The organism is Amycolatopsis jiangsuensis (assembly GCF_014204865.1).
GTDB lineage: Bacteria > Actinomycetota > Actinomycetes > Mycobacteriales > Pseudonocardiaceae > Amycolatopsis > Amycolatopsis jiangsuensis.
Map to the genome: position 1 here is coordinate 4,369,148 of NZ_JACHMG010000001.1, position 20,845 is coordinate 4,389,992.

At 69.9% G+C, this 20,845-nt stretch carries 28 protein-coding genes; 4 read left to right on the top strand and 24 right to left on the bottom strand.

What is annotated here, in order from left to right; genetic code table 11:
* Positions 1 to 3 precede the first annotated feature (3 nt).
* Positions 4 to 1,638 (top strand): S8 family serine peptidase, encoded by a 1,635-nt coding sequence (locus BJY18_RS19295; RefSeq protein ID WP_184781300.1) that lies wholly within the window; start codon positions 4 to 6, stop codon positions 1,636 to 1,638.
* 63 nt (positions 1,639 to 1,701) lie between these two features.
* Here BJY18_RS19295 and BJY18_RS19300 read toward each other — a convergent pair whose 3' ends face one another.
* The 3 genes from BJY18_RS19300 to eccB are packed head-to-tail and all read right to left on the bottom strand — an operon-like array spanning position 1,702 to position 4,728.
* Positions 1,702 to 2,703: a WXG100 family type VII secretion target gene (locus tag BJY18_RS19300; RefSeq protein WP_184781301.1), complete on the bottom strand. Its 1,002-nt coding sequence runs from the start codon at positions 2,701 to 2,703 to the stop codon at positions 1,702 to 1,704.
* The gene (locus BJY18_RS19305; protein ID WP_184781302.1) at positions 2,700 to 3,044 is read right to left on the bottom strand and encodes a hypothetical protein; all 345 of its coding nucleotides are present in this window, start codon (positions 3,042 to 3,044) and stop codon (positions 2,700 to 2,702) included. Before BJY18_RS19305 ends, BJY18_RS19300 begins: the two co-directional genes overlap by 4 nt.
* 52 nt (positions 3,045 to 3,096) lie before the next feature.
* Complete coding sequence (eccB, locus tag BJY18_RS19310) at positions 3,097 to 4,728, bottom strand: type VII secretion protein EccB (protein ID WP_184781303.1); 1,632 nt, start codon at positions 4,726 to 4,728, stop codon at positions 3,097 to 3,099.
* 792 nt (positions 4,729 to 5,520) lie between these two features.
* On the opposite strand from eccB, the gene eccE reads away from it, so the two are divergent.
* The 3 genes from eccE (at position 5,521) to BJY18_RS19325 (ending at position 8,978) form a co-directional block, all read left to right on the top strand.
* Positions 5,521 to 6,750, top strand: coding sequence for a type VII secretion protein EccE (gene eccE, locus BJY18_RS19315; protein WP_184784717.1), 1,230 nt, complete (start codon positions 5,521 to 5,523; stop codon positions 6,748 to 6,750).
* Complete coding sequence (locus BJY18_RS19320; protein ID WP_184781304.1) at positions 6,747 to 7,466, top strand: hypothetical protein; 720 nt, start codon at positions 6,747 to 6,749, stop codon at positions 7,464 to 7,466. Before eccE ends, BJY18_RS19320 begins: the two co-directional genes overlap by 4 nt.
* 84 nt (positions 7,467 to 7,550) lie before the next feature.
* Positions 7,551 to 8,978 carry an alpha/beta fold hydrolase gene (locus BJY18_RS19325; RefSeq protein WP_246458925.1) on the top strand — a complete coding sequence of 476 codons (1,428 nt, stop codon included), beginning with the start codon at positions 7,551 to 7,553 and terminating at the stop codon, positions 8,976 to 8,978.
* Here BJY18_RS19325 and BJY18_RS19330 read toward each other — a convergent pair.
* The 21 genes from BJY18_RS19330 to rplE all read right to left on the bottom strand — a co-directional run bounded on the left by BJY18_RS19330 (position 8,975) and on the right by rplE (position 20,844).
* Complete coding sequence (locus tag BJY18_RS19330) at positions 8,975 to 9,151, bottom strand: hypothetical protein (RefSeq protein ID WP_376774694.1); 177 nt, start codon at positions 9,149 to 9,151, stop codon at positions 8,975 to 8,977. The two genes, BJY18_RS19325 and BJY18_RS19330, sit on opposite strands and share 4 nt — an antisense overlap.
* A gap of 37 nt (positions 9,152 to 9,188) precedes the next feature.
* A complete protein-coding gene (gene truA, locus BJY18_RS19335; protein WP_246460138.1) occupies positions 9,189 to 10,025 on the bottom strand; it encodes a tRNA pseudouridine(38-40) synthase TruA in 837 nt (278 codons plus the stop codon).
* Positions 10,026 to 10,097: 72 nt separating this feature from the next.
* Positions 10,098 to 10,655, bottom strand: coding sequence for a 50S ribosomal protein L17 (gene rplQ, locus BJY18_RS19340; RefSeq protein ID WP_184781306.1), 558 nt, complete (start codon positions 10,653 to 10,655; stop codon positions 10,098 to 10,100).
* Positions 10,656 to 10,696: 41 nt separating this feature from the next.
* On the bottom strand, positions 10,697 to 11,773 hold the full coding sequence (locus tag BJY18_RS19345; protein WP_184781307.1) for a DNA-directed RNA polymerase subunit alpha: 1,077 nt from the start codon (positions 11,771 to 11,773) through the stop codon (positions 10,697 to 10,699).
* Between the two features lie 90 nt (positions 11,774 to 11,863).
* Complete coding sequence (gene rpsD, locus BJY18_RS19350; RefSeq protein WP_184781308.1) at positions 11,864 to 12,469, bottom strand: 30S ribosomal protein S4; 606 nt, start codon at positions 12,467 to 12,469, stop codon at positions 11,864 to 11,866.
* A gap of 23 nt (positions 12,470 to 12,492) precedes the next feature.
* Entirely contained in the window at positions 12,493 to 12,897 is a 405-nt protein-coding gene (gene rpsK, locus BJY18_RS19355; protein ID WP_098511580.1) for a 30S ribosomal protein S11, read from the bottom strand.
* Positions 12,898 to 12,915: 18 nt separating this feature from the next.
* Positions 12,916 to 13,101 carry a hypothetical protein gene (locus BJY18_RS19360; protein WP_184781309.1) on the bottom strand — a complete coding sequence of 62 codons (186 nt, stop codon included), beginning with the start codon at positions 13,099 to 13,101 and terminating at the stop codon, positions 12,916 to 12,918.
* The gene (rpsM, locus tag BJY18_RS19365; RefSeq protein WP_184781310.1) at positions 13,098 to 13,478 is read right to left on the bottom strand and encodes a 30S ribosomal protein S13; all 381 of its coding nucleotides are present in this window, start codon (positions 13,476 to 13,478) and stop codon (positions 13,098 to 13,100) included. The genes BJY18_RS19360 and rpsM overlap by 4 nt, the downstream gene beginning before the upstream one ends.
* A gap of 197 nt (positions 13,479 to 13,675) precedes the next feature.
* Entirely contained in the window at positions 13,676 to 13,789 is a 114-nt protein-coding gene (gene rpmJ, locus BJY18_RS19370; RefSeq protein WP_153393239.1) for a 50S ribosomal protein L36, read from the bottom strand.
* Between the two features lie 37 nt (positions 13,790 to 13,826).
* Positions 13,827 to 14,048: a translation initiation factor IF-1 gene (gene infA / locus BJY18_RS19375; RefSeq protein WP_098511584.1), complete on the bottom strand. Its 222-nt coding sequence runs from the start codon at positions 14,046 to 14,048 to the stop codon at positions 13,827 to 13,829.
* Positions 14,049 to 14,302: 254 nt separating this feature from the next.
* Positions 14,303 to 15,073, bottom strand: a complete 771-nt coding sequence (map, locus tag BJY18_RS19380; protein ID WP_184781311.1) for a type I methionyl aminopeptidase — start codon at positions 15,071 to 15,073, stop codon at positions 14,303 to 14,305.
* A gap of 44 nt (positions 15,074 to 15,117) precedes the next feature.
* Positions 15,118 to 15,672 carry an adenylate kinase gene (locus BJY18_RS19385; protein ID WP_184781312.1) on the bottom strand — a complete coding sequence of 185 codons (555 nt, stop codon included), beginning with the start codon at positions 15,670 to 15,672 and terminating at the stop codon, positions 15,118 to 15,120.
* The gene (gene secY, locus BJY18_RS19390) at positions 15,669 to 16,976 is read right to left on the bottom strand and encodes a preprotein translocase subunit SecY (RefSeq protein ID WP_184781313.1); all 1,308 of its coding nucleotides are present in this window, start codon (positions 16,974 to 16,976) and stop codon (positions 15,669 to 15,671) included. The genes BJY18_RS19385 and secY overlap by 4 nt, the downstream gene beginning before the upstream one ends.
* Before the next feature lie 343 nt (positions 16,977 to 17,319).
* Positions 17,320 to 17,766, bottom strand: coding sequence for a 50S ribosomal protein L15 (gene rplO / locus BJY18_RS19395; protein WP_184781314.1), 447 nt, complete (start codon positions 17,764 to 17,766; stop codon positions 17,320 to 17,322).
* Positions 17,763 to 17,948, bottom strand: a complete 186-nt coding sequence (rpmD, locus tag BJY18_RS19400) for a 50S ribosomal protein L30 (protein ID WP_184781315.1) — start codon at positions 17,946 to 17,948, stop codon at positions 17,763 to 17,765. The genes rplO and rpmD overlap by 4 nt, the downstream gene beginning before the upstream one ends.
* A gap of 1 nt (position 17,949) precedes the next feature.
* Positions 17,950 to 18,591, bottom strand: coding sequence for a 30S ribosomal protein S5 (gene rpsE, locus BJY18_RS19405; RefSeq protein WP_184781316.1), 642 nt, complete (start codon positions 18,589 to 18,591; stop codon positions 17,950 to 17,952).
* Positions 18,592 to 18,622: 31 nt separating this feature from the next.
* Entirely contained in the window at positions 18,623 to 19,024 is a 402-nt protein-coding gene (gene rplR / locus BJY18_RS19410) for a 50S ribosomal protein L18 (RefSeq protein WP_221457832.1), read from the bottom strand.
* Positions 19,025 to 19,026: 2 nt separating this feature from the next.
* Positions 19,027 to 19,566, bottom strand: a complete 540-nt coding sequence (gene rplF, locus BJY18_RS19415) for a 50S ribosomal protein L6 (RefSeq protein WP_184781317.1) — start codon at positions 19,564 to 19,566, stop codon at positions 19,027 to 19,029.
* A gap of 16 nt (positions 19,567 to 19,582) precedes the next feature.
* Complete coding sequence (gene rpsH, locus BJY18_RS19420; RefSeq protein WP_184781318.1) at positions 19,583 to 19,981, bottom strand: 30S ribosomal protein S8; 399 nt, start codon at positions 19,979 to 19,981, stop codon at positions 19,583 to 19,585.
* A 109-nt stretch (positions 19,982 to 20,090) separates the two neighbouring features.
* A complete protein-coding gene (locus BJY18_RS19425; protein ID WP_184781319.1) occupies positions 20,091 to 20,276 on the bottom strand; it encodes a type Z 30S ribosomal protein S14 in 186 nt (61 codons plus the stop codon).
* Positions 20,277 to 20,280: 4 nt separating this feature from the next.
* Positions 20,281 to 20,844: a 50S ribosomal protein L5 gene (rplE, locus tag BJY18_RS19430; protein ID WP_184781320.1), complete on the bottom strand. Its 564-nt coding sequence runs from the start codon at positions 20,842 to 20,844 to the stop codon at positions 20,281 to 20,283.
* Between the last annotated feature and the right edge of the window lies 1 nt (position 20,845).

Here is a 20,845-nt window from a genome sequence, read left to right on the forward strand (position 1 = left end):
GACATGGCTGCCCGACGTTTCCTCTCCCGCCGGCTCGGTCTTCCCGGCCGGGCCGGGGTCGCCGTGGTCGCGGCCGGGCTCGGGGTGCTGTCCCCGTTCGCGGCCGCGCCCGCGGCCGCGCAGACCGCCGACACCCCGGCGGGTTCCTGGGCCACCCCGCCGCCGATCAACGGCTACGACGGCCTGCCGGTCGACACCCACGCGCCGGACAAGCCGTACGAGCAGAAGACCAAGTGTGTGGAGCGGAGCCTCGGCGAGAACATCGAGATCAACTTCCGCCCGTGGGGGCAGGACTACCTGCAGCTGGAGAAGGCGCAGGAGATCGTCCGCGCGGCGAAGAACAGCGTGGGCGGTGGCCAGCGCGTCGCCGTGGTGGACACCGGAGTGACACCGCATCCGTGGCTGCAGAACCGGGTGGAAAGCGGCGGCGACTACGTGGGTCCCACAACCAACGGCCAGCCGCCGGGGCTGCAGGACTGCGACGGGCACGGCACCGAGGTCGCGGGCGTCATCGCGGGTAACCCACAGGACCCCAAGGTCGGCTTCATCGGAGTGGCCCCGGACGCGAACATCGTGTCCTACCGGCAGCTGAGCGAGAACTACGGACCCAAGGACGAGAAGTCCTCGGCACCACCGGCGGGCGGCACCGGCTCCCCGCCGGGCGGGGACACCGGCGGCAACGAGCTGCCACCGTCCAACGGCGGCGGTGAACCCGGCGGCACCGGACCGCAGCAGGGCAACAACGAGGGCGACAGCCGGCAGATCGAGAAGGGCGACACGGCGGGCACGCTGGGCTCGCTCGCGCAGATCATCCGCGGGATCGCGGACCGGGGTGGTATCGGCGTCATCAACATGTCGCTCGACCACTGCCGCACCGCCCCGCCCGCGGACATCCAGGACAGCGAACGCCAGGTCCAGGCCGCGGTGAAGTACGCGGCGGACAAGAACGTCGTGGTCGTCGCCGCGGCGGGCAACGTGTCCGACAGCTGCCCGCAGAACGACCAGGCGGACCCGAACAAGCCGAAGTCGATCGTCACTCCGCCGTGGTTCGCCAATGACGTGCTCTCGGTCGGCGCGATCGACCAGAACGGCAGCGTCGCGAACTTCAGCGTGCACGGCCCGTGGGTCGGCGTCGCCGCGCCGGGTACGGAGATCGTGTCGCTGGATCCGGCAGAGGGCTCGACCGGCCTCGCGAACCGCGTCATCTCCAACGGCAACCAGGCCTCCCCGATCCAGGGCACGAGCTTCGCCGCCCCGTACGTGGCCGGGCTCGCCGCCCTCGTGCGGCAGATGTTCCCGAATCTCGGAGCCCGTGAGGTCATCAAGCGGATCGAGGCGACGGCGCAGCACCCGGCGGCTCCCGGCGGCCACGACGACTACGTGGGCTACGGCGTGATCGACCCGGTGGCCGCGCTCACCGCGAACCTGCCGAACGACGTCGGCAACCTCGCCCCGCCGAAGCCGATGGTGCAGGCGGCGAACCTGCCGCCGGGCGACGGTCTCAGCTCCACGCCGATGATCGTCGCGCTCGCCGGCACCGGCGGCGGGCTGGCCGCGCTGGTGATCACCCTGTTCGTGATGCACACGATCCGGCGCAACCGGCCCTCGTCCTCCACACCGTCCGCACCGCGGCGCTGAACCACCCGGAACAACGGCTCAGGGGCCACCTACCGCGTTCTGCCGCGGCGGGTGGCCCCTGATTCAGTTGCGGGGTTTCCCACGCTTACGTGCCTTCTCCGGGGCCGGGTCCTCCCCCAGCACCGGTGGCGTGACGGGATCCGGCTCACCGAAGATCTCCGAAGGCTTGGCCGGGAACCGTTCACGGCCCTTCCGGGGCCGGTCGCCCCCACCCCCGCCACCGAGGCCGCCGAAACCACCCATCATCGGCATCATCGGCATGCCGCTGCCGTGGCTCTCCGCCTGCGCGGGCGCCGGCGGTGCGACCGGTTCGGCCGGCGGCACCGCCGCCTGACCCGGCTCCGCCCGCGGATCAGCGGCGGTCTCCTTGCCCTGTTCCACCGCGGACGGCGTGACGGAGTCGTCGGAAGACGGCGTGCCCGAGTCGGCGCTCGCGGAGGCGTTCGCGTCGGGCAGGGCGAAGGCGGTTCCCGTGGCCTGCAGCCGGAACTGCTCGGCCGGGTAGTGGTGCCGCAGCTCGATGCTCTGCTGCTGTCCGGGCGGTGCGTCGACGCCGTCGCAGAGCCGGCCGAACTCCTGCAGCACGTCCTGGGCGCTGGAGTGCAGGGACTGCAGCGACTGCCCGGTCTCGCGCAGCTGCGCGCGGGCGCGATTCGCCCCGCCGACCGGCAGCATCGCCGATTCCGACAACACGTCCGCCGCGTCCACGATGACCTCTTCGGTCGCGTCCACGATCCGGCGAACCGATCCGGCCAGCTCCTCGAGCGCACCGGCCAGCGCCTCGAGCGCGTCCTCGGCGCCTTCGCTCGCCGACCGGATCTCGCCGAGGTAGCCGACGAACGCGTCCGCGTCCGGTCCGGTCCACAGTGCGTCGAGCCTGCCGAGGTCCTCCGCGAGGTCCGCGGAGACCCGGGCGGCCGTGCCCGCCGCGGCACGCAACCGGCCGGCCTCCTCGGTCAGCTCCTCCCACTGTCCGGTCAACGGCCGGTAGTAGGCCTCGACCGGATCGGCCGTCCCGAGGTCCCGGGCGAGTTCGGACACGAACGCCAGCGACGGCTCGCTCACGTGGTCCTCCCCGCGCGCTCGATCTGCTCGGCCGCGTCCGCGTCGCGCTGCTCGTGGCCCGCGGTGAGCTGCTCCAGCGCCTCGGTGACCGACCGCAGCGCGGCCACTCCGGCGCCGAGCTGTCCACGCAGCGCCTCGGCCGCCCGCGCGTACGACTCTCCGACGCCCAGCTCCGCGCCGAGCCCGCCGTACGCCTCGGGCGCGGTCGCACCCTGGCCGATATCGGCCGCCGCGGCGGCCAGCTCGTCGGCGGCCCGCGCGACCTTCGCCGCGTATCCGCCGACGATCTCGCCGTCGATCCGCACTGCAGCCGATCCCGGCCCGCCCTCCGGCGCGCTCATGGCATCCCTCCGCTTCACCCGGTTGTGTGGAGTGGACGGACGAGCATCCCGGTCAGTTCCCCGCGGCCTGCTGGTTGTTCGCTTGCGGGAACGATCCGGCGTTCGGGTCGATCGGCACCGAGTCGTACTGCTTGAGCACGTTCTGGGTGTTCAGCGACGCACCGGTGGGCAGCAGCCCGATGATCGACTCGGGCGCCGGCAGCCGGTCGTTCAGGCCGAGGCCGTCCGCGGTCGCCGTGTCCGGCACGCCGTAGCGGATCCCCCGGTCGGAGATCAGCTGGATGGGGCCCTTCTTGAAGGTCGCGCTCGCTTCGGTGGCCGACTGCACCACCGCGCCGTAGCCCGAGGGCATGTAGAAGCCGGTGATCGGCAGCCCGTTCGGGCCGGGGTTGCTGACGCTGAGCAGCCGCGACGAGCCGTCCTTGTTCTGCTCCACCGGGATCTTGGTGTTGATGTAGACCGAGGTGTGCGCCTTGTTGCTCGCGGCGTCGTAGTGCCAGCCGAGGCAGGCGACCGGCGAGTTCTGCGCGGCGTCCAGCACGGTCGGCACCTGAGCGGGGAAGTCGTCCACGTTGATGTAGCCGGGGTCGTTCGGCTGCAGCTGCTTGACGCCGTTGATGACCGGCAGCTCCAGCGTCGGCGTGGTGCTCCCGCTGCCGCTCGTGGCGGTACGCACGATGTCCGCCACGGCGGGCGAGACCTCCTGGACACCGTCCTGGGTGATCAGCCAGAACTGCGGGGACTGACCGGTGGGCTGGGTGGCGAACACCTGGCCGATGTTCAGGCCCTGGATGTTCTGCGCCGGCGGCTGTCCCGCGCCCGGCACGTTCGGCGGCGCCAGCTTGGTGACCTCGGGGATCGCGTTCAGGAAGGCCTGGGACATCTTGCGGGCCTTGTCCGGCAGGTGCAGTGCCGAACGCACCGGGTCGTTGACGCCGGTCGGGACCTCTGCCCGCACGGTGCCCGCGTACGGGCGGCTCTGCGTGGGCTCGAGGCGGTAGATCAGGTAGGTCTTGCCGTTGCCCGCGTCACCGAGCAGCGCCTGCGCCTGTCCCGGGTCGTCCTTCAGCTCGGTGCCCAGATTCTGGATCCCGGCGAGCACGTCGGTGTCGGTCTGGTCGATGCTGTCCGGCTGCGGCAGCTGCGGGTCGAGTTTCACCTCGTCGCAGACCGCCCAATCGGGGGTGATCCGCTGCGAGCCGTCCGGCAGCAGCTGCGGTCCGTCCGGGATCCCGGTCAGCTTCTCGCGCGGAATGTCCTTGAGCTGTTCGTCCGACACGACACTCGGGGCCTTCACCTCGGACGCCTGCTGCTGGCCGCCGCCCTGCTGCTGTTGCTGCGCCTGCTGCTTCTGCGCCATCAGGATCAGCCGCGCGGACGCGAGGTTGAAGGTGGGGATCAGCCGCTGCGGGTCGCCGGTGACGACGTACACCGTGCCGGACTGCTCGCCGATCACGATGTTGTCCGACGAGGGCACCGAGGGAGCCGGGCTGAGCAGGCCCCACAGCACGAACACGACCGCGCCCAGCACGCCGAGGATGACCCCGACGACGGTCGCGCGGGAATGGGTGCGCATCGGATCGTGCAGCATCACCGCGTCCCGGCGGACGAGAGCCGACTGCATCCGACGCAGCACGAACTTGTAAGCCTGAACTTGAGACTTGGTCGTGGGTGTTGATGGCATTGTCGGCCTACAGTCCTCCCCGTCGCGGTACGGTTCCGCAGGATAGCCGTACGGGGACCGTCTGGTGTGGGGTTTCTACCAACTCCGGCTAGGGTCGGACACCCCGGGACCGGCTTTCCGGGTACGCAGCACTCACGAGGGGAAGAGAACGCGCGGATGTCCGTCAGCACGCCTCCACGTCCGCCTGGTTCGCAAGGACCGCCGCCACCTCCCGGAGGACGCCCCCCGGGGCCGCCGCAGCGGCCGGGGAGAACGGGTGGTCCGGGTGTGGCGCCGGGCGGGCCGGGCATGCCGCCGCGCACTCCCGGTGGACCCGGGCCCGGTCCGGGTGGGCCGGGTGGCCCCGGACGGCCGGGTCCCGGCGGGCCGGTCGCGCCGCCCAAGCCGGGCGGGCCGCCGAAGCCCGGCGGACCCGGCGGGCCTCCCAAGCCCGGTGGACCCGGCGGTCCCGGCCCGAACGGGCCCGGTCCGAACGGGCCCGGCAAGCCCGGTGGCCCGAACGGTCCGGGTGGCCCCGGCGGGCCCCGGACCGGACGACCCGGTGGGCCCGGTGGTCCCGGCGGTCCGGGCAGGCCTGGTCCCGGCGGACCTGGTGGTCCCGGCGGCCCGGGTGGACCCGGTGGCCCCGGCGGCGGTGGTCCCGGCGGACCCGGTGGTCCCGGCGGCCCGGGTGGACCCGGTGGCCCCGGCGGCGGTGGTCCCGGTGGACCCGGTGGTCCGGGCGGTTCCGGTGGACCTGGTGGTTCCCCGGACGGCGGCGGCGAGTCCGCGCCGAGCTCCGCCGCGACTCGGATCTCGCCGCCCTCGCGGCAGCGTTCCGGCGGGATCACGCTCGGGGCGTTGCCGGTCGCGAACCTCGTGCTGTTCGAGGTCGGCGTCACGATCGGGCTCGTCCTGCTGGCGATCGACATGTCGCTCAAGTACGTCGCCATCGGGGTGGCCGTCCTCGGGCTGATCCTCGCCTTCCTGCGCTGGGGCGGACGCTGGTTCACCCAGTGGCTCGGCCTCACCCTGCGTTACCGCTTCCGCTCACACGGCCGGGTCGCCACTCCGCCGCCGCCCGACCTCGAGGAGCTGCCCGAGGAGAGCACCGTCACCGGGCCGGAGGACGCGCGCGTCAACCTGCTGCGGCTGGCCGTGCCGGACCTCGTGGTGGCGCACGGCGTCGACCACGAACGGCAGCAGGTCGGGATCGCCTGGAACGACGGGACCTGGACCGCGGTGCTGCTGGTGGAGCCGACGCCGGCGTTGATCAGCCAGGCCGCCAGCGCGCCGAGTCTGCCGCTGTCGGCACTGGCGCCGTGTCTCGAGGACCGCGGCGTGGTGCTCGACTCCATCCAGATGATCTGGCACAGCTACCCCGGTTCGGCGGCGCTGCCGTCGGACTCGCCCGCGCTCAGCTCGTACCTGGAGGTGCTCGGCCCGCTGCCCGCGGCGGCCCGGCGCACCACCTGGATCGCCGTCCGGCTCGACCCGCGGCGCTGCCCGGACGCGATCCGGGAACGCGGCGGCGGCGTCGTCGGCGCGCACCGGGCGCTGATCGGCGCCCTCTCCCGGGTGCGCAACGCCCTCGAATCGCAGGGGGTGCCCACTCGTCCGCTCGACCCGGACGAACTGCTGCGGGCCAGCATCTCCGCGGCCGAGCTCACCTCGGTGGCCGGTTCGGCCACGCAGGTCAGCCTGCAGGAGAACTGGACCGGCGTCACCGCGGCCGGGATCGGGCACTCCAGCTACGCGATCACGAACTGGCCGAAGGGCAAGATCAGCGGCAGCCTCAACGCCCTCACCAGTGTGCGGGCGCTCTCGGCCACGGTCGCCATGTCGATTTCGCCGTCTGTCGACGAGGGCCGCATCGGCCTGCGCGGCGTGGTCCGGCTCAGTGCCCGCAACCCGCGTGAGCTCGACGCCGCCGACCAGCGGCTGCAGAGCATCTCGGAGCGGCTCGGCGTCGACCTGACCCCGCTGCGGGGCCTGCAGGTCTCCGCCTTCGCCGCCACCCTGCCGATCGGAGGTACGGCATGACCACGCGTGTGCGTGACGCGGGCCAGAACGCCGGCGTGGCGCCGGAGTTCTCCGTGGACCCGGCGATGCTCGACGCGATCAGCCCGTCCGGCGACCGCGGCGGCATCGTCCTCGGATCCGGGCTCAAGGGCGAACCACTCACGGTGTCGGCACTGCGTTCCGCACCGACGCGCATCGTGCTCGTCGGCGGCCTCTACCTGGCCCGCCAGGTGGCGATGCGGGCGATGGCGGTCGGTGCCTGGGTGGTGGTGGCCACCGGTCGTCCGGCGGCCTGGCAGGTGCTCTCCCAGGCCGCGGGCAACCGTGACGGACGGCCTTCGCCGCTGGTGCAGATCCGCAGGCTGTCGCCGGTCGAGCTGCCACGCCCGTCCGAGGACGCCCCGCTGCTCGTGGTGACCGACGGCGGGCCGACCCCGCAGGACCTGTTCCCGCCGCGGTCGCCGTGGCAGACGACGGTGTACGTGCTGCCCTACCTGCACCCGCAGGCGGGTGCCACGGCCAACGCCGCGGACCTCGTGCTGATGCAGCGGCTGCCCGCCGGACAGGCCGAGCTGGCCGCCCGGATCTGGCGGCTGCCACCGCAGATGATGCGGCAGCTGACCACGCTCAAGGACGACCAGGTGGTGGCGCTGGGCCGCAACCTGTGGCGTCCGCTGCGGCTGGTCACCACGCAGAAGGAACAGCAGCTGCTCGGACCGGTCCGCCGGGGCGACTGAGTACCGCGCTACCGGCCGATCGGCACCTCCGGGTGGCCGATCGGCCGATCAGCCGGCCGTGGCCGCCCGGCCAGGATGAGCCGCATGCGGATCAAGCACCTGATCGGACCGGCGCTGGCCGGGTTATTGCTCGTACCGTTCGCGCCTGGAGTCGCCACCGCGGCGGACAGTCTGCAGTGGACACCATGCCGGGACATCGCGGACGGCTGGCCCGCCGAGGACCAACGCACCGAATGCGCCTCGATCTCGGTGCCGGTCGACTACGCGAAGCCGGACGGGCGCACGTTCGACCTGGCGGTGAGCCGGATCAAGGCCACCGGCAGCCGGGACGGCGTCGTCCTGACCAACCCGGGCGGCCCCGGCGCATCCGGGATGGACATGCCGCGGTCCCTGCTGAACACGAAAGCCGCCGGGATCGGCGTGCACCACGACCTCATCGGCTTCTCCCCGCGCGGAGTCGGCTACAGCGCCGGGCTGTCCTGCCGACACGACGACGCGGAACCGGACCCTTCCCTTTCCGACAAGGAAAAGGCCCGCTTCGAGTCCGAGAAGAACGCCCAGCACTACCAGGACTGCGTGGCGAAGGACCCGGAGTTCATGGCAAACCTGACCACCGCGAACGTCGCCCGTGACATGGACCGGATCCGGCAGGCACTCGGCGAAGACCGGATCGGCTACTACGGCATTTCCTGGGGCACCGCACTTGGCGCGGAGTACCGCACGCTGTTCGACGACCACGTGGACGCGATGCTGCTCGATTCGGTGGTGAGCCCCGTTTTCGACCTCACCCGGACCGACCACGACCAGATGGCGGCGCTGGAGAACTCGTTCCACGACTTCGCCGGCTGGCTGGCCGGCAATGACCGCGTCTACCACTTCGGCGCGACGAAGGAGGCGGCCACCCAGGCGCTGCTGGACCTGCGTGCGAACGCGGCCGACCGGGAAGAGGTGGACAACCTGCTCACCCAGCGCCGCCCGGACTGGCCGGAGTCGGCCGGCAAACTGGTCGAACTCCGTTCCGGCGCAAAGGTTTCCAGTGCGGTTCCCGGTCCCGCGACCGCCGACCGCACCGGGTTCGACTGGCACGACCCGAACCCGGGGTTCAATCCGGACCAGGAGGACGCGTTGCTGTGCAACGAAGCGACCGGCACCCGCGACTTCGAAACGGCCTGGCGCAACCATCTGGCGCTGTCCGCCGAACTCCCGATCGCCGGCAGCCACGGCCAGTACGACGGCAAGTGCGCCGGCTGGCCACTACCCACCACCCCGTGGCACTTCACTCCCGGAAAGAGCCCGCTGCAGCTCGTCGGACACACCTACGAGTCGGTGACCCCGTTTTCCTGGGCGCAGGAAATGCACGCACGCATCGGCGGCTCCCTACTCACCGTCGAGGACGACATCCACGGTTCCCTGTCCTTGCTCCCGTGCGCGTCGAAGGCAGTCGAGTTCTTCGACACCGGTAAAACGTCGGACAGCACCTGCCCCGGCCTGCCGATCCCGCCGACCGGTTAGCGCTCGACCTCACGTGGCTGGGCGACCTCGGCGCGGGCCCACCCCGCCAGGCGCTCAGCCACGGGCTGGTACTCGCGCGTCCCGGTTTCAGCCGCGATCACCAGGTCGTAGGCGTCGTCCTCCGGCGCGTCCAGATCGAAACCGTTCAGGCCGTAGAACACGAACGTCGCCATCCAGCCTGCCTGTGACCTCGTAGTACGCCTGGGCCGGTCAGCGATCCGTCGAGGTACGCACGGCGCGGGTCTGCTCCGCGCGGGCGGCCAGGTCTTCGTCCGGGGGGTAGTCCACCGCGGTCAGGGTGAGGCCGTGGGCGGGGGCGACGGCGCTGTCGCGGCGGCCGCTTTCCAGGACGTCTCCTGGCCAGCCGACGGCGCGGCGGCCGTCGCCGACCATGAGAAGGACTCCTACCAGGCTGCGGACCATCGAATGGCAGAACGCGTCCGCGGACACCCGGACTTCGAGCAGGTGCTCGTCGATGCGGGTCCACTCCAGGTGCTGCAGCTCGCGGATCGTGGTGCCGCCCTCGCGCTGCTTGCAGTAGGCGGCGAAGTCCTGCAGGCCGAGCAGTGCATGCGCGGCCTCGTTCATCCGCCCCACCGACAGCGGACGTCCCCAGGCGAGAGTGTCGTTGCGGCGCAACGGGTCCACGCCCCACGGCGCGTCCGAGACGCGGTACCGGTAGTGCCGCCGGACGGCGGAGAAGCGGGCGTCGAAACCCGCCGCGGCCGGGCGGGCACGCAGTACCCGCACGTCAGTGGGCAGCAGCTTGTTCCAGCGGCCACGCATCCGGGTCAGGTCCGGGACGCCACGCTCGTCCACCGGGATCCGCCCCGGAGCGGCCGGCGCGAACGGGACCACGTCGACGTGTACGACCTGTCCGGTCGCGTGCACCCCGGCATCGGTACGCCCGGCCACGACCACCGACTTCGGTACGGAAAGCCCGGGCGGCTGGCGCTGCAGCGCCTCCTCCAGGCAGGCCTGCACGGTCCGCCTGCCCGGCTGCCGGGCCCAGCCGGAGAAATCCGTGCCGTCGTAGCTCACGTCCAGGCGCAGACGAACGAGCCCGCCCTCCCCGGGGGGAGTGGCGGGCTCGTCCTCGTTCGACAGTGCCGTCAGGACTCAGTCCTTCTTGGCGTCCGCGTCGGCCTCGGCCTCGGCCTCGGCCTCGGCCTCGGCCTCGGCCGGAGCCTCCTCCGCAGCAGTGGCCTCGGCAGCGGTCTCCTCCGAGGTGGTCTCCTCGGCGGCGACCGGCGCCTCGGCGGGCTTGGCGTCCTTCGCGAACTTCGTGCCACGCGCCCGCTCGGCCTCGGACGTCACGGTCTTCTCCGCGACGAGCTCGATGACCGCCATCGGCGCGTTGTCACCCTTGCGCGGCAGCGTCTTGGTGATCCGGGTGTAGCCACCCGCACGCTCCGCGAAGTGCGGCCCGATCTCGGCGAACAGCTTGTGCACGACGTCCTTGTCCCGGACGACCTTCTGCACGAGACGGCGGTTGTGCAGGTCGCCCCGCTTCGCCTTGGTGATCAGCTTCTCGGCCAGCGGGCGGACCCGGCGGGCCTTGGCCTCGGTGGTGGTGATCTTGCCGTGCTCGAACAGCTGCGTGGCCAGGTTGGCCAGGAGCAGCCGCTGGTGGGCGGACGACCCGCCGAGCCGGGCTCCCTTGGTAGGGGTGGGCATGGGTTCTCCTAGTTCAGCTCACAGCGTCCGGGCACGCGGCCTCAGAGCTGCTCGGTCTCTGCGTAGTCCTGGCCATCGTCGTGGCCCTCGTCCGAAATGCCGCCACCGATCCCGGCGACCCCGTCGGCTGCCCAGCCCTCACCGTCGTATCCGGCGGCGGCCGCGGACGGATCGAACCCGGGCGGGCTGTCCTTGAGCGCCAGGCCGAGCCCGACCAGCTTCAGCTTGACCTCGTCGATCGACTTGGCGCCGAAGTTGCGGATGTCGAGCAGGTCCGCCTCGCTGCGCGAGACGAGCTCGCCCACCGTGTGGATGCCCTCGCGCTTGAGGCAGTTGTACGACCGGACGGTGAGGTCCAGGTCCTCGATCGGCATCGCGTAGGCGGCGATGGTGTCCGCCTCCTGCGGCGACGGCCCGATCTCGATGCCCTCGGCGTCGACGTTCAGCTCGCGGGCGAGACCGAACAGCTCCACCAGCGTCTTGCCCGCCGAGGCGACCGCGTCGCGCGGCGTGATCGACGGCTTGGTCTCGACGTCCAGGATCAGCTTGTCGAAGTCGGTGCGCTGCTCGACACGGGTGGCCTCGACCTTGTAGGTCACCTTCAGCACCGGCGAGTAGATCGAGTCGACCGGGATCCGGCCGATCTCCGCGCCCGCCTGCTTGTTCTGCAGGGCCGGAACGTACCCGCGGCCGCGCTCGACGACGAGCTCGATCTCGAGCTTGCCCTTGCCGTTCAGCGACGCGATGTGCAGATCCGGGTTGTGCACGGTGACGCCCGCCGGCGGCACGATGTCGGCAGCCGTGACCTCACCGGGGCCCTGCTTGCGCAGGTACATGGTGACCGGCTCGTCCTCTTCCGAGGACACGACCAGTTCCTTCAGGTTCAGGATGATGTCGGTGACGTCTTCCTTCACCCCGGGAACGGTGGTGAACTCGTGCAGCACGCCGTCGATGCGGATGCTCGTCACGGCCGCGCCCGGGATGGACGACAGCAGTGTGCGCCGCAGCGAGTTGCCGAGCGTGTAGCCGAAGCCGGGCTCCAGCGGTTCGATGGTGAACCGGGAGCGGGTCTCGTTGACCGTCTCTTCGCCGAGAGCCGGCCGCTGGGAAATCAGCATTTCTGTGTTCCTTTCCAGACGGCGCCCGCCATATGACGCCGAAGGGATGGCGTGGCGGCGGCGCACTGGGGGCGCCGCCGCCGGTAGAACCTACTTCGAGTAGAGCTCGACGATCAGCTGTTCCTGGACCGGAACGTCGATCTGCGCACGCTCCGGGAGCTGGTGCACCAGCACGCGGAGGTTCGACTGCACGACCTGCAGCCACGCGGGGATCGGACGCTCGCCGAAGGACTCCTTGGCGGCCACGAACGGCAGCATCGGCATGGACTTCGGGCGGACGTCGATGATGTCCCACTTGGACACCTGGAACGAGGGCACGTTCACCTTCTGGCCGTTGACCAGGAAGTGCCCGTGGCTCACCAGCTGCCGCGCCTGCCGGCGGGTGCGGGCGATGCCGGCCCGGTAGATCACGTTGTCCAGCCGGGACTCGAGGATCTGCAGCAGGACCTCACCGGTCTTGCCGGGACGCCGCACGGCTTCCTTGTAGTACCGGACGAACTGGCGCTCGAGAACGCCGTAGGTGTAGCGAGCCTTCTGCTTCTCCTGCGACTGCAGGAGGTACTCGGACTCCTTGATCCGGCCGCGGCCATGCTGGCCGGGCGGATACGGGCGACGCTCGAAAGCCTGGTCGCCGCCGATGAGGTCGACCTTGAGGCGACGCGAGATGCGCGTCGCGGGGCCGGTGTAGCGAGCCATGTGTTAGTACTCCTCCCCGTTCCTCAGACCCGGCGCCGCTTGGGCGGGCGGCAGCCGTTGTGAGGCTGCGGGGTCACGTCCTGGATGGTGCCGACCTCGAGGCCGGCCGCCTGCAGCGAGCGGATCGCCGTCTCGCGGCCCGAGCCCGGGCCCTTCACGAACACGTCGACCTTCTTCATGCCGTGCTCGGCCGCCTTGCGGGCGGCGTTCTCGGCGGCCATCTGCGCGGCGAAAGGAGTGGACTTGCGCGAGCCCTTGAAGCCCACGTGTCCGCTCGAGGCCCACGCGATCACGGCGCCGGTCGGGTCCGTGATCGAGACGATGGTGTTGTTGAAGGTGCTCTTGATGTGCGCGTGACCGTGCGCGACGTTCTTCTTCTCCTTGCGGCGGACCTTCTTGGTCCCCGCAGTACGGGACTTCGGTGGCATATTCTGAGGGTTCTCCTGTTAACGCGCGTGTTCTTGGTGAGCGGCCACGGCTTCCTGCTGCCCGCGCCGGATGATCGACCCGGCATCGGTGTAGAGGTTGCGCAGCGCCATCGGGCGGGCGTAGAGCGCCTTGGGCGAGACACAAGCCGTGCCGCGGCGATTCCCGCCACCCATCTGCACGACCTTCTTGCCCCGGACGCTCACTTCTTGCCAGCCTTCTTCTTGCCGGCGACCGTCTTCTTCGGGCCCTTGCGGGTGCGGGCGTTGGTCTTGGTCCGCTGACCGCGGACCGGCAGACCACGACGCCAGCGCAGGCCCTGGTAGGTACCGATCTCGATCTTGCGCCGGATGTCGGCGTTCACCTCACGGCGAAGGTCACCCTCGACCTTGAAGTTCTCATCGATGTAGTCGCGCAGCTTGATCAGGTCCTCGTCGCTGAGGTCCTTCACGCGGGTGTCCGCGTTCAGCTCGGCGGCGACGATCATCTGCTTCGAGCGCGTACGGCCGATGCCGTAGATGTAGGTCAGCGCGATCTCCAACCGCTTCTCACGGGGGAGGTCGACGCCAGCGAGTCGTGCCACTGGTGCTCCTTCTTCGGTTTCGTCTCCAGGTCTTCTCCCCGTCCGGTTCCGGAACCGACTCGCCTGTCGTGCCCGGTGCTTGCGCTCCGGGTGTCCCGGCCCCGGCCTGAAGTCCGGGGGCGAACCGGACCGCTCAGGCGGTCCGGTAGGTACGGGGAGGGTGGGTAGCCGTCAAGCGGCCTGCTGCAGTGCGGTGTTCAGCCCTGACGCTGCTTGTGGCGCAGGTTGTCGCAGATCACCATGATCCGGCCGTGACGGCGGATCACCTTGCACTTGTCGCAGATCTTCTTGACGCTCGGCTGGACCTTCACGTCTTCCTGCTTCCTGCTCTTCTCGGCTCTCGCGCGATCACTTGTAGCGGTAGACGATGCGGCCGCGGGACAGGTCGTAGGGCGACAGCTCCACGAGTACCCGGTCCTCCGGCAGGATGCGGATGTAGTGCTGCCGCATCTTGCCGCTGATGTGCGCGAGAACCTTGTGGCCGTTCTCCAGTTCGACACGGAACATCGCGTTGGGGAGCGGCTCCACCACGCGGCCTTCGACCTCGATGGCCCCGTCTTTCTTAGCCATGTCCTCCGCAATCCTGATTCACGCCCGAACGCACAGCGCGATCGTTCTCGAGCTCGAGTCCTTGCTTACTGAGTGCTGCGTCCGGCACACTCCACCCCGACTCCCTTGTTCGCGACGATTCACGAGCACGTTGGAACCGGCGTACGAGCGCGCCGACTTGACAGTGTACGCAACCCGTGTCGCGCCCGGCGAACCGGGGTGGGCGTGCTGGGAGCCGACGTCAGCCGGACCGGGGATTCACCACCGGAGGAGCGTCATCCGGGTGCGGTGAGCACCCACGGGCCGTCCTCGGTGATCGCGACGGTGTGCTCCCAGTGCGCGGCCCGCGAGCCGTCCGCGGTGACGACCGTCCAGCCGTCCTCCAGCTCCAGGGTCTCTCCCCCGCCGCCGGTCAGCATGGGTTCGACCGCGAGCGCCATCCCGGGCTTGAGCCGGGGCCCCTTGCCCGGTTTGCCGACGTTCGGCAGGAACGGCTCCATGTGCATCTGGCGGCCGATCCCGTGCCCGCCGTACTCGAGGATCATCCCGTAGTCGATGCCGTGGTCCCGGCCGGCGTGCTCGGCCGCGGTCTGCACCGAATGCGAGATGTCGGTCAGCCGGGCACCGGCCCGCACCGCCTCGATCCCGGCCCACATCGCCCGTTCGGTGGCCTCGGACAGCTTCCGGTCGCGCTCGCTGACGGTGCCGATGGCCAGCGTCACCGCGGAGTCGCCGTGCCAGCCGTCCAGGATCGCACCGCAGTCGACCGAGAGCAGGTCACCCTCGGCCAACACCTGCTGCTTCGCCGGGATGCCGTGCACGATCTGCTCGTTCGCCGAGGCGCAGATCGACGCCGGGAAACCGTGGTAGCCCTTGAACGAGGGCACGGCGCCGGCGTCCCGGATCGTCTGTTCGGCCAGCTCGTCGAGCTCGGCGGTGCTCACGCCGGGCCGGGCCTGTTCCCGGACCGCGGCAAGGGTGCGCGCGACGACCAGCCCGGCCTCGCGCATCGCCTGCAGTTCGCCGGGCGTCTTGACCTCGATCATGCGCCCACGCCGGAGCAGGTGCAGAACACGCAGTCCTCCGAGATTCACGTGCGGTCGCGCAGCGCTTCCAGCACCCGGCCGGAAATCTCGTCCACCGCGCCCACGCCGTCGACCGTCACCAGGATGTCCGCGTAGTACTCCAGCAGCGGCGCCGTCTCCGACACGTAGACCTGCTGGCGACGGCGGATGACGTCCTCGGTGTCGTCCGAGCGTCCGCGCGACATCAGCCTGCCGACCACCACGTCCTCGGGCACCTGCAGCTGGATCACCGCGTCGAGCCTGCTGTCCGCCTCGGTCAGCATCTCGCCGAGCACCTCGGCCTGCTTGGTGTTGCGGGGGAAGCCGTCGAGCAGGAAGCCGGCCTTGGCGTCCGGTTCGGCCAGCCGCTCGCGCACCATCTCGTTGGTGACCGAGTCCGGGACCAGCTCGCCCGAGTCCAGGTAGCGCTTCGCCTCCTGGCCGAGCGGGGTCTCCTGGCCGACGTGCGCACGGAACAGGTCACCGGTCGAGATGTGCGGGATCCGCAGCTGCTCGGACAGGGCCAGCGCCTGTGTGCCCTTGCCCGCGCCGGGCGGTCCGACGAGAACCAGTCGCGTCACTTCAGGAACCCTTCGTAGTTGCGCTGCATCAGCTGGCTTTCGATCTGCTTCACGGTGTCGAGACCGACACCGACCATGATCAGCACAGCCGTGCCACCGAACGGGAAGTTCTGGTTGTTCCCGCTACCGGTGAGGGACAGGAAGAAGTTCGGGAGGATCGCGATGATGCCCAGGTAGAGCGAGCCCGGCAGGGTGATCCGGCCGAGCACGAAGCTCAGGTATTCGGCGGTCGGCCTGCCGGGACGGATGCCCGGGATGAAGCCGCCGAACTTCTTCATCTCCTCGGCCCGCTCGTCCACGTTGAACGTGATGGTGATGTAGAAGTAGGTGAAGAAGATGATCAGCGCGAAGTAGAGCAGGATGTGCACCCAGCTGCCCTGGTTCACGATGTAGTTCTGGATGAACGACTGCCACCCCGAGTTGCTGTTCGGGTCGCCGATCAGCTGGCTGATCAGCTGCGGCAGGTACAGCAGCGACGAGGCGAAGATGACCGGGATGACACCGGCCTGGTTGACCTTGATCGGCAGGTAGGTCGACGTACCGCCGTACATCCGCCTGCCGATCATCCGCTTCGCGTACTGCACCGGGATCCGGCGCTGGCCCTGCTCCACGAAGATGACGCTGGCGATGATCACCAGGCCGAACGCGCACACCACGACGAGCGCGACGCCACCGCCGTTGCTCAGGATGTTCGCGCCCTCGGTCGGGATACGGGCGGCGATGTTCAGGAAGATCAGCACCGACATGCCGTTGCCGACGCCGCGCTCGGTGATCAGCTCACCCAGCCACATCATCACCGCGGTGCCCGCGGTCATGGTGACCACGATCAGCGCCAGCGAGTAGATGCTGTTGTCCGGGATGATCTGCTGCGAGCAGCCCTGGAACAGAGTGCCGCGGTCGGCCAGCGCGACCACGCCGGTGGCCTGCAGGATCGCCAGCGCGATCGTGAGGTACCGGGTGTACTGGGTCAGCTTGTTCTGACCGGACTGGCCTTCCTTCTTCAGCTCCTCGAACCGCGGGATGACCACGGTGAGCAGCTGCACGATGATGCTCGCGGTGATGTAGGGCATGATGCCCGTCGCGAACAGCGACAGCTGCAGCAACGCACCACCGCTGAACAGGTTGAGCAGCTGGTACACGCCCTGCTGGTCGGCCTGGTTCGTGCACGCCTGCACGGCGGAGAACGAGATCCCCGGAGCCGGGATGGCGGCACCGATCCGGTAGACCGCGACGATGGCTAGCGTGAACAGGATCTTCTTGCGTAGATCCGGCGTCGCGAGAGCCGAGCGGAAGGCGCTGAGCACGCGGGGGACCTCCTCGGCGTCGCCGGTCGTTCCGGCCGGCGAACGGCTTGGCCGGCACGGGACCGGCAGGAACTCTATTTCACTGGCAGGCAAGCCAGGAACGCTTCAGGGCACACTGGTCCCGGAAGCGTGCAGCCGACTCTAACAGCTTCGTCGGCCCGGCCCGCAGCGCGTGTGCGTTTTCCGCGGCGGCCCTGCCCGCTCGCCCGCAGGTGAGGCCACTCGGGGGAAAGATGATCACCTGTTCGGCCCCCGTCGTTCGACGGGTTTTCCCTCTCCGGCACGGAAAACGCAGCGGGCCCGCCCGGCGGATGCCGGACGGGCCGCTGTGGACTCGTCTCGCTCAGTTGACGGTGGCCGAGCCACCGGCAGCCGCGAGCTTCTCCTTGGCGGAGCCGGAGAAGGCGTCGGCGGTGACGTCGAGCTTGACGCCGTCGACGTCGCCGTTGCCGAGCACCTTCACGAGCTTGCCCTTGCGCACGAGACCGTGCGCGGCCAGCTCCTGCGGGCCCACCTTGCCACCGTCGGCGAACACCCGGGCGATGTCGCCCACGTTCACCGGCTGGTACTCGGTGCGGAACCGGTTCTTGAACCCACGCAGCTTCGGCAGCCGCATGTGGATGGGCATCTGCCCACCCTCGAAGCCGGCGGGCACGTTCTTGCGGGCCTTGGTGCCCTTCGTGCCGCGGCCGGCGGTCTTGCCCTTCGAACCCTCACCACGGCCCACGCGGATCTTGTCGCGCTTGGACCCCGGCGCCGGGCGCAGGTGGTGGATCTTGATGGCGGTCATGCCTGGACCTCCTCGACCTCCACCAGGTGGCGGACGGTGTGGATGAGACCGCGCACCTGGGGGCTGTCCTCACGCACGACGCTCTGGCGGATCTTGCGCAGCCCGAGGGTGCGCAGCGACTCGCGGTGCTCGTGCTTCGTGCCGATCTTGCTCTTGACCTGGGTGACCTTGAGCTGAGCCATGTCAGACCCCCTGGCCGGCACGCTGGCGCAGCATCCGGGCCGGAGCAACGTCCTCGAGCGGCAGACCGCGGCGAGCGGCCACCTCCTCCGGACGCTGCAGACCCTTCAGGGCCGCCACGGTCGCGTGCACGATGTTGATGGCGTTGTCGGAGCCGAGCGACTTCGACAGCACGTCCTGGATCCCCGCGCACTCCAGCACCGCGCGGACCGGGCCACCGGCGATGACCCCGGTACCGGCGGACGCCGGACGCAGCATGACCACCCCGGCGGCCTCCTCACCCTGGATCGGGTGCGGGATGGTGCCGGCGACGCGAGGCACGCGGAAGAAGTTCTTCTTCGCCTCCTCGACGCCCTTGGCGATGGCCGCGGGAACTTCCTTGGCCTTGCCGTAGCCGACGCCGACCTGACCGTCGCCGTCGCCCACGACCACCAGGGCGGTGAAGCTGAAGCGCCGACCACCCTTGACGACCTTGGCCACGCGGTTGATCGTGACGACCTTCTCGAGGTGCGGGGACTTGTCCTGGGCCGCCCCGCCACGGCCGCCGTCGCGCCGGTCCCGACGGTCCCGACGGTCACCGCGGTCGTTGCCGCCCTGACCCGGTCCGCCCTGGCCGCCGCCGAATTGCCGTGTACGTCCCGGCATCAGGCTTTCCTTCCATTCACGAGCATGTGCATCAGAACTTCAACCCCGCCTCGCGGGCGGCGTCGGCGAGCGCGGCGATGCGGCCGTGGTAGGCGTTGCCGCCACGGTCGAACACCACGGCCTCGATGCCGGCTGCCTTGGCCCGCTCGGCGACGAGCTCGCCGACCTTCGCGGCCTTGGCCTTCTTGTCCCCGTCGAACGACCGCAGGTCGGCCTCGAGGGTGGACGCCGACACCAGCGTGTGACCGGCGAGGTCGTCGATCACCTGTACGGCGATGTGCCGCGAGGACCGCTTGACGACCAGCCGAGGACGCACCGGCGTACCGTTGATCTTCTTGCGGAGGCGGAAGTGCCGGCGGGTCTTCGCGACGCGGCGGCGGGTCGAGATGTCCTTGCCGACCGGCTTGCGCTTCGTGGTAGTCGTGTCGCTCATGATCACTTACCCGTCTTTCCGACCTTGCGGCGGATCTTCTCACCCTCGTAGCGCAGGCCCTTGCCCTTGTACGGGTCCGGACGGCGCAGCTTGCGGATGACCGCGGCCGTCTCGCCGACCTTCTGCTTGTCGATGCCGGAGACCGAGAACCGGGTGGGCGACTCCACCTTGAAGGTGATGCCGTCGGGGGCCTCGATCTTCACCGGGTGGCTGTAGCCGAGGGCGAACTCGAGGTCCGAGCCCTTGGCCTGCACGCGGTAACCGACGCCGTGGATCTCGAGCTTCTTCTCGTAGCCGTCGGTCACGCCCACCACGAGGTTGTTCACCAGCGTACGGGTGAGGCCGTGCAGAGCCCGGCTCTCGCGCTCGTCGTCCGGGCGCTTGACCAGGAGAGCACCGTCCTCGCCGCGCTCGACGATGATCGGCTCGGCGACGGTGTGCTCCAGGGTGCCCTTCGGCCCCTTGACGTGAATGTGCTGACCGTCGATGGTCACCTCGACCCCGGAGGGGACGGCGACCGGCAGCTTTCCGATGCGTGACATGTCTGTGCCCCCTCCCTTACCAGACGTAGGCGAGGACTTCGCCGCCCACGTTGTTGCGCTTGGCCTGCCGGTCGGTCTGCAGGCCACCGGACGTCGAGATGATCGCGACGCCGAGGCCACCCAGCACGGACGGCAGTTCGGTCGATTTTGCGTACACCCGCAGACCGGGCTTGGACACCCGCCGGAGACCGGCGATGCTGCGCTCGCGGTTCGGGCCGTACTTCAGCTCGACGATCAGGTTCTTGTGCTTCTCGCCCGGCTCATCGTGGTAGCCCGAGATGTAGCCCTCACGCTTGAGGATCTCGGCGATGTTCGCCTTGATCTTCGAGTGCGGAAGCACGACCTCGTCGTGGTATGCCGAGTTCGCGTTACGCAGACGGGTCAAGAAGTCTGCGATGGGGTCGGTCATCGTCATGGTGACCTGTCAACCTTTCTCGCCTGGTTCCCCACCCCCGCACCTGTCTCCGGTGTCCCGGGCAGGCGGGGTGGGGCCTGTGGCGAACTGGGAAATAGAGTTTCGAGCCTTACCAGCTGGACTTGTGGACACCGGGCAGCTCGCCCGCGTGCGCCATCTCCCGGAGGCAGATCCGGCAGAGCCCGAACTTGCGGTACACCGAGTGCGGCCGGCCGCACCGGTTGCAGCGGGTGTAGGCGCGCACCGAGAACTTCGGCTTCCGGGCAGCCTTGCTGATCAGCGCTTTCTTGGCCATCGGCTCAGTTCTCCTTGAACGGGAAGCCGAGCTTGCGCAGCAGCGCCCGGCCCTCGTCGTCGGTGGTGGCGGTCGTGACGACCGTGACGTCCATGCCGCGCGGACGATCGATGTCGTCGGGGTTGATCTCGTGGAACATCGACTGCTCGTTGAGACCGAACGTGTAGTTGCCGTTGCCGTCGAACTGCTTGGCCGAGAGACCGCGGAAGTCGCGGATCCGGGGCAGCGCGATGGTGAGCAGCCGGTCCAGGAACTCCCACATCCGGTCGCCACGCAGCGTCACGCGCGCGCCGATCGGCTGCCCCTCCCGCAGCTTGAACTGCGCGATGGACTTGCGGGCCCGGCGGACCTCCGGCTTCTGACCGGTGATCAGGGAGAGGTCGCGGACCGCGCCCTCGATCAGCTTGCTGTCGCGGGCGGCGTCACCGACACCCATGTTCACGACGACCTTCACGACGCCGGGAATCTGGTGCACGTTGGCGATGGAGAACTCCTTCTGGAGCTCGCCCTTGATCTCTTCGCGGTACCGGGTCTTCAGACGCGGCACGATCTTCTCTGCGGTGGTCATG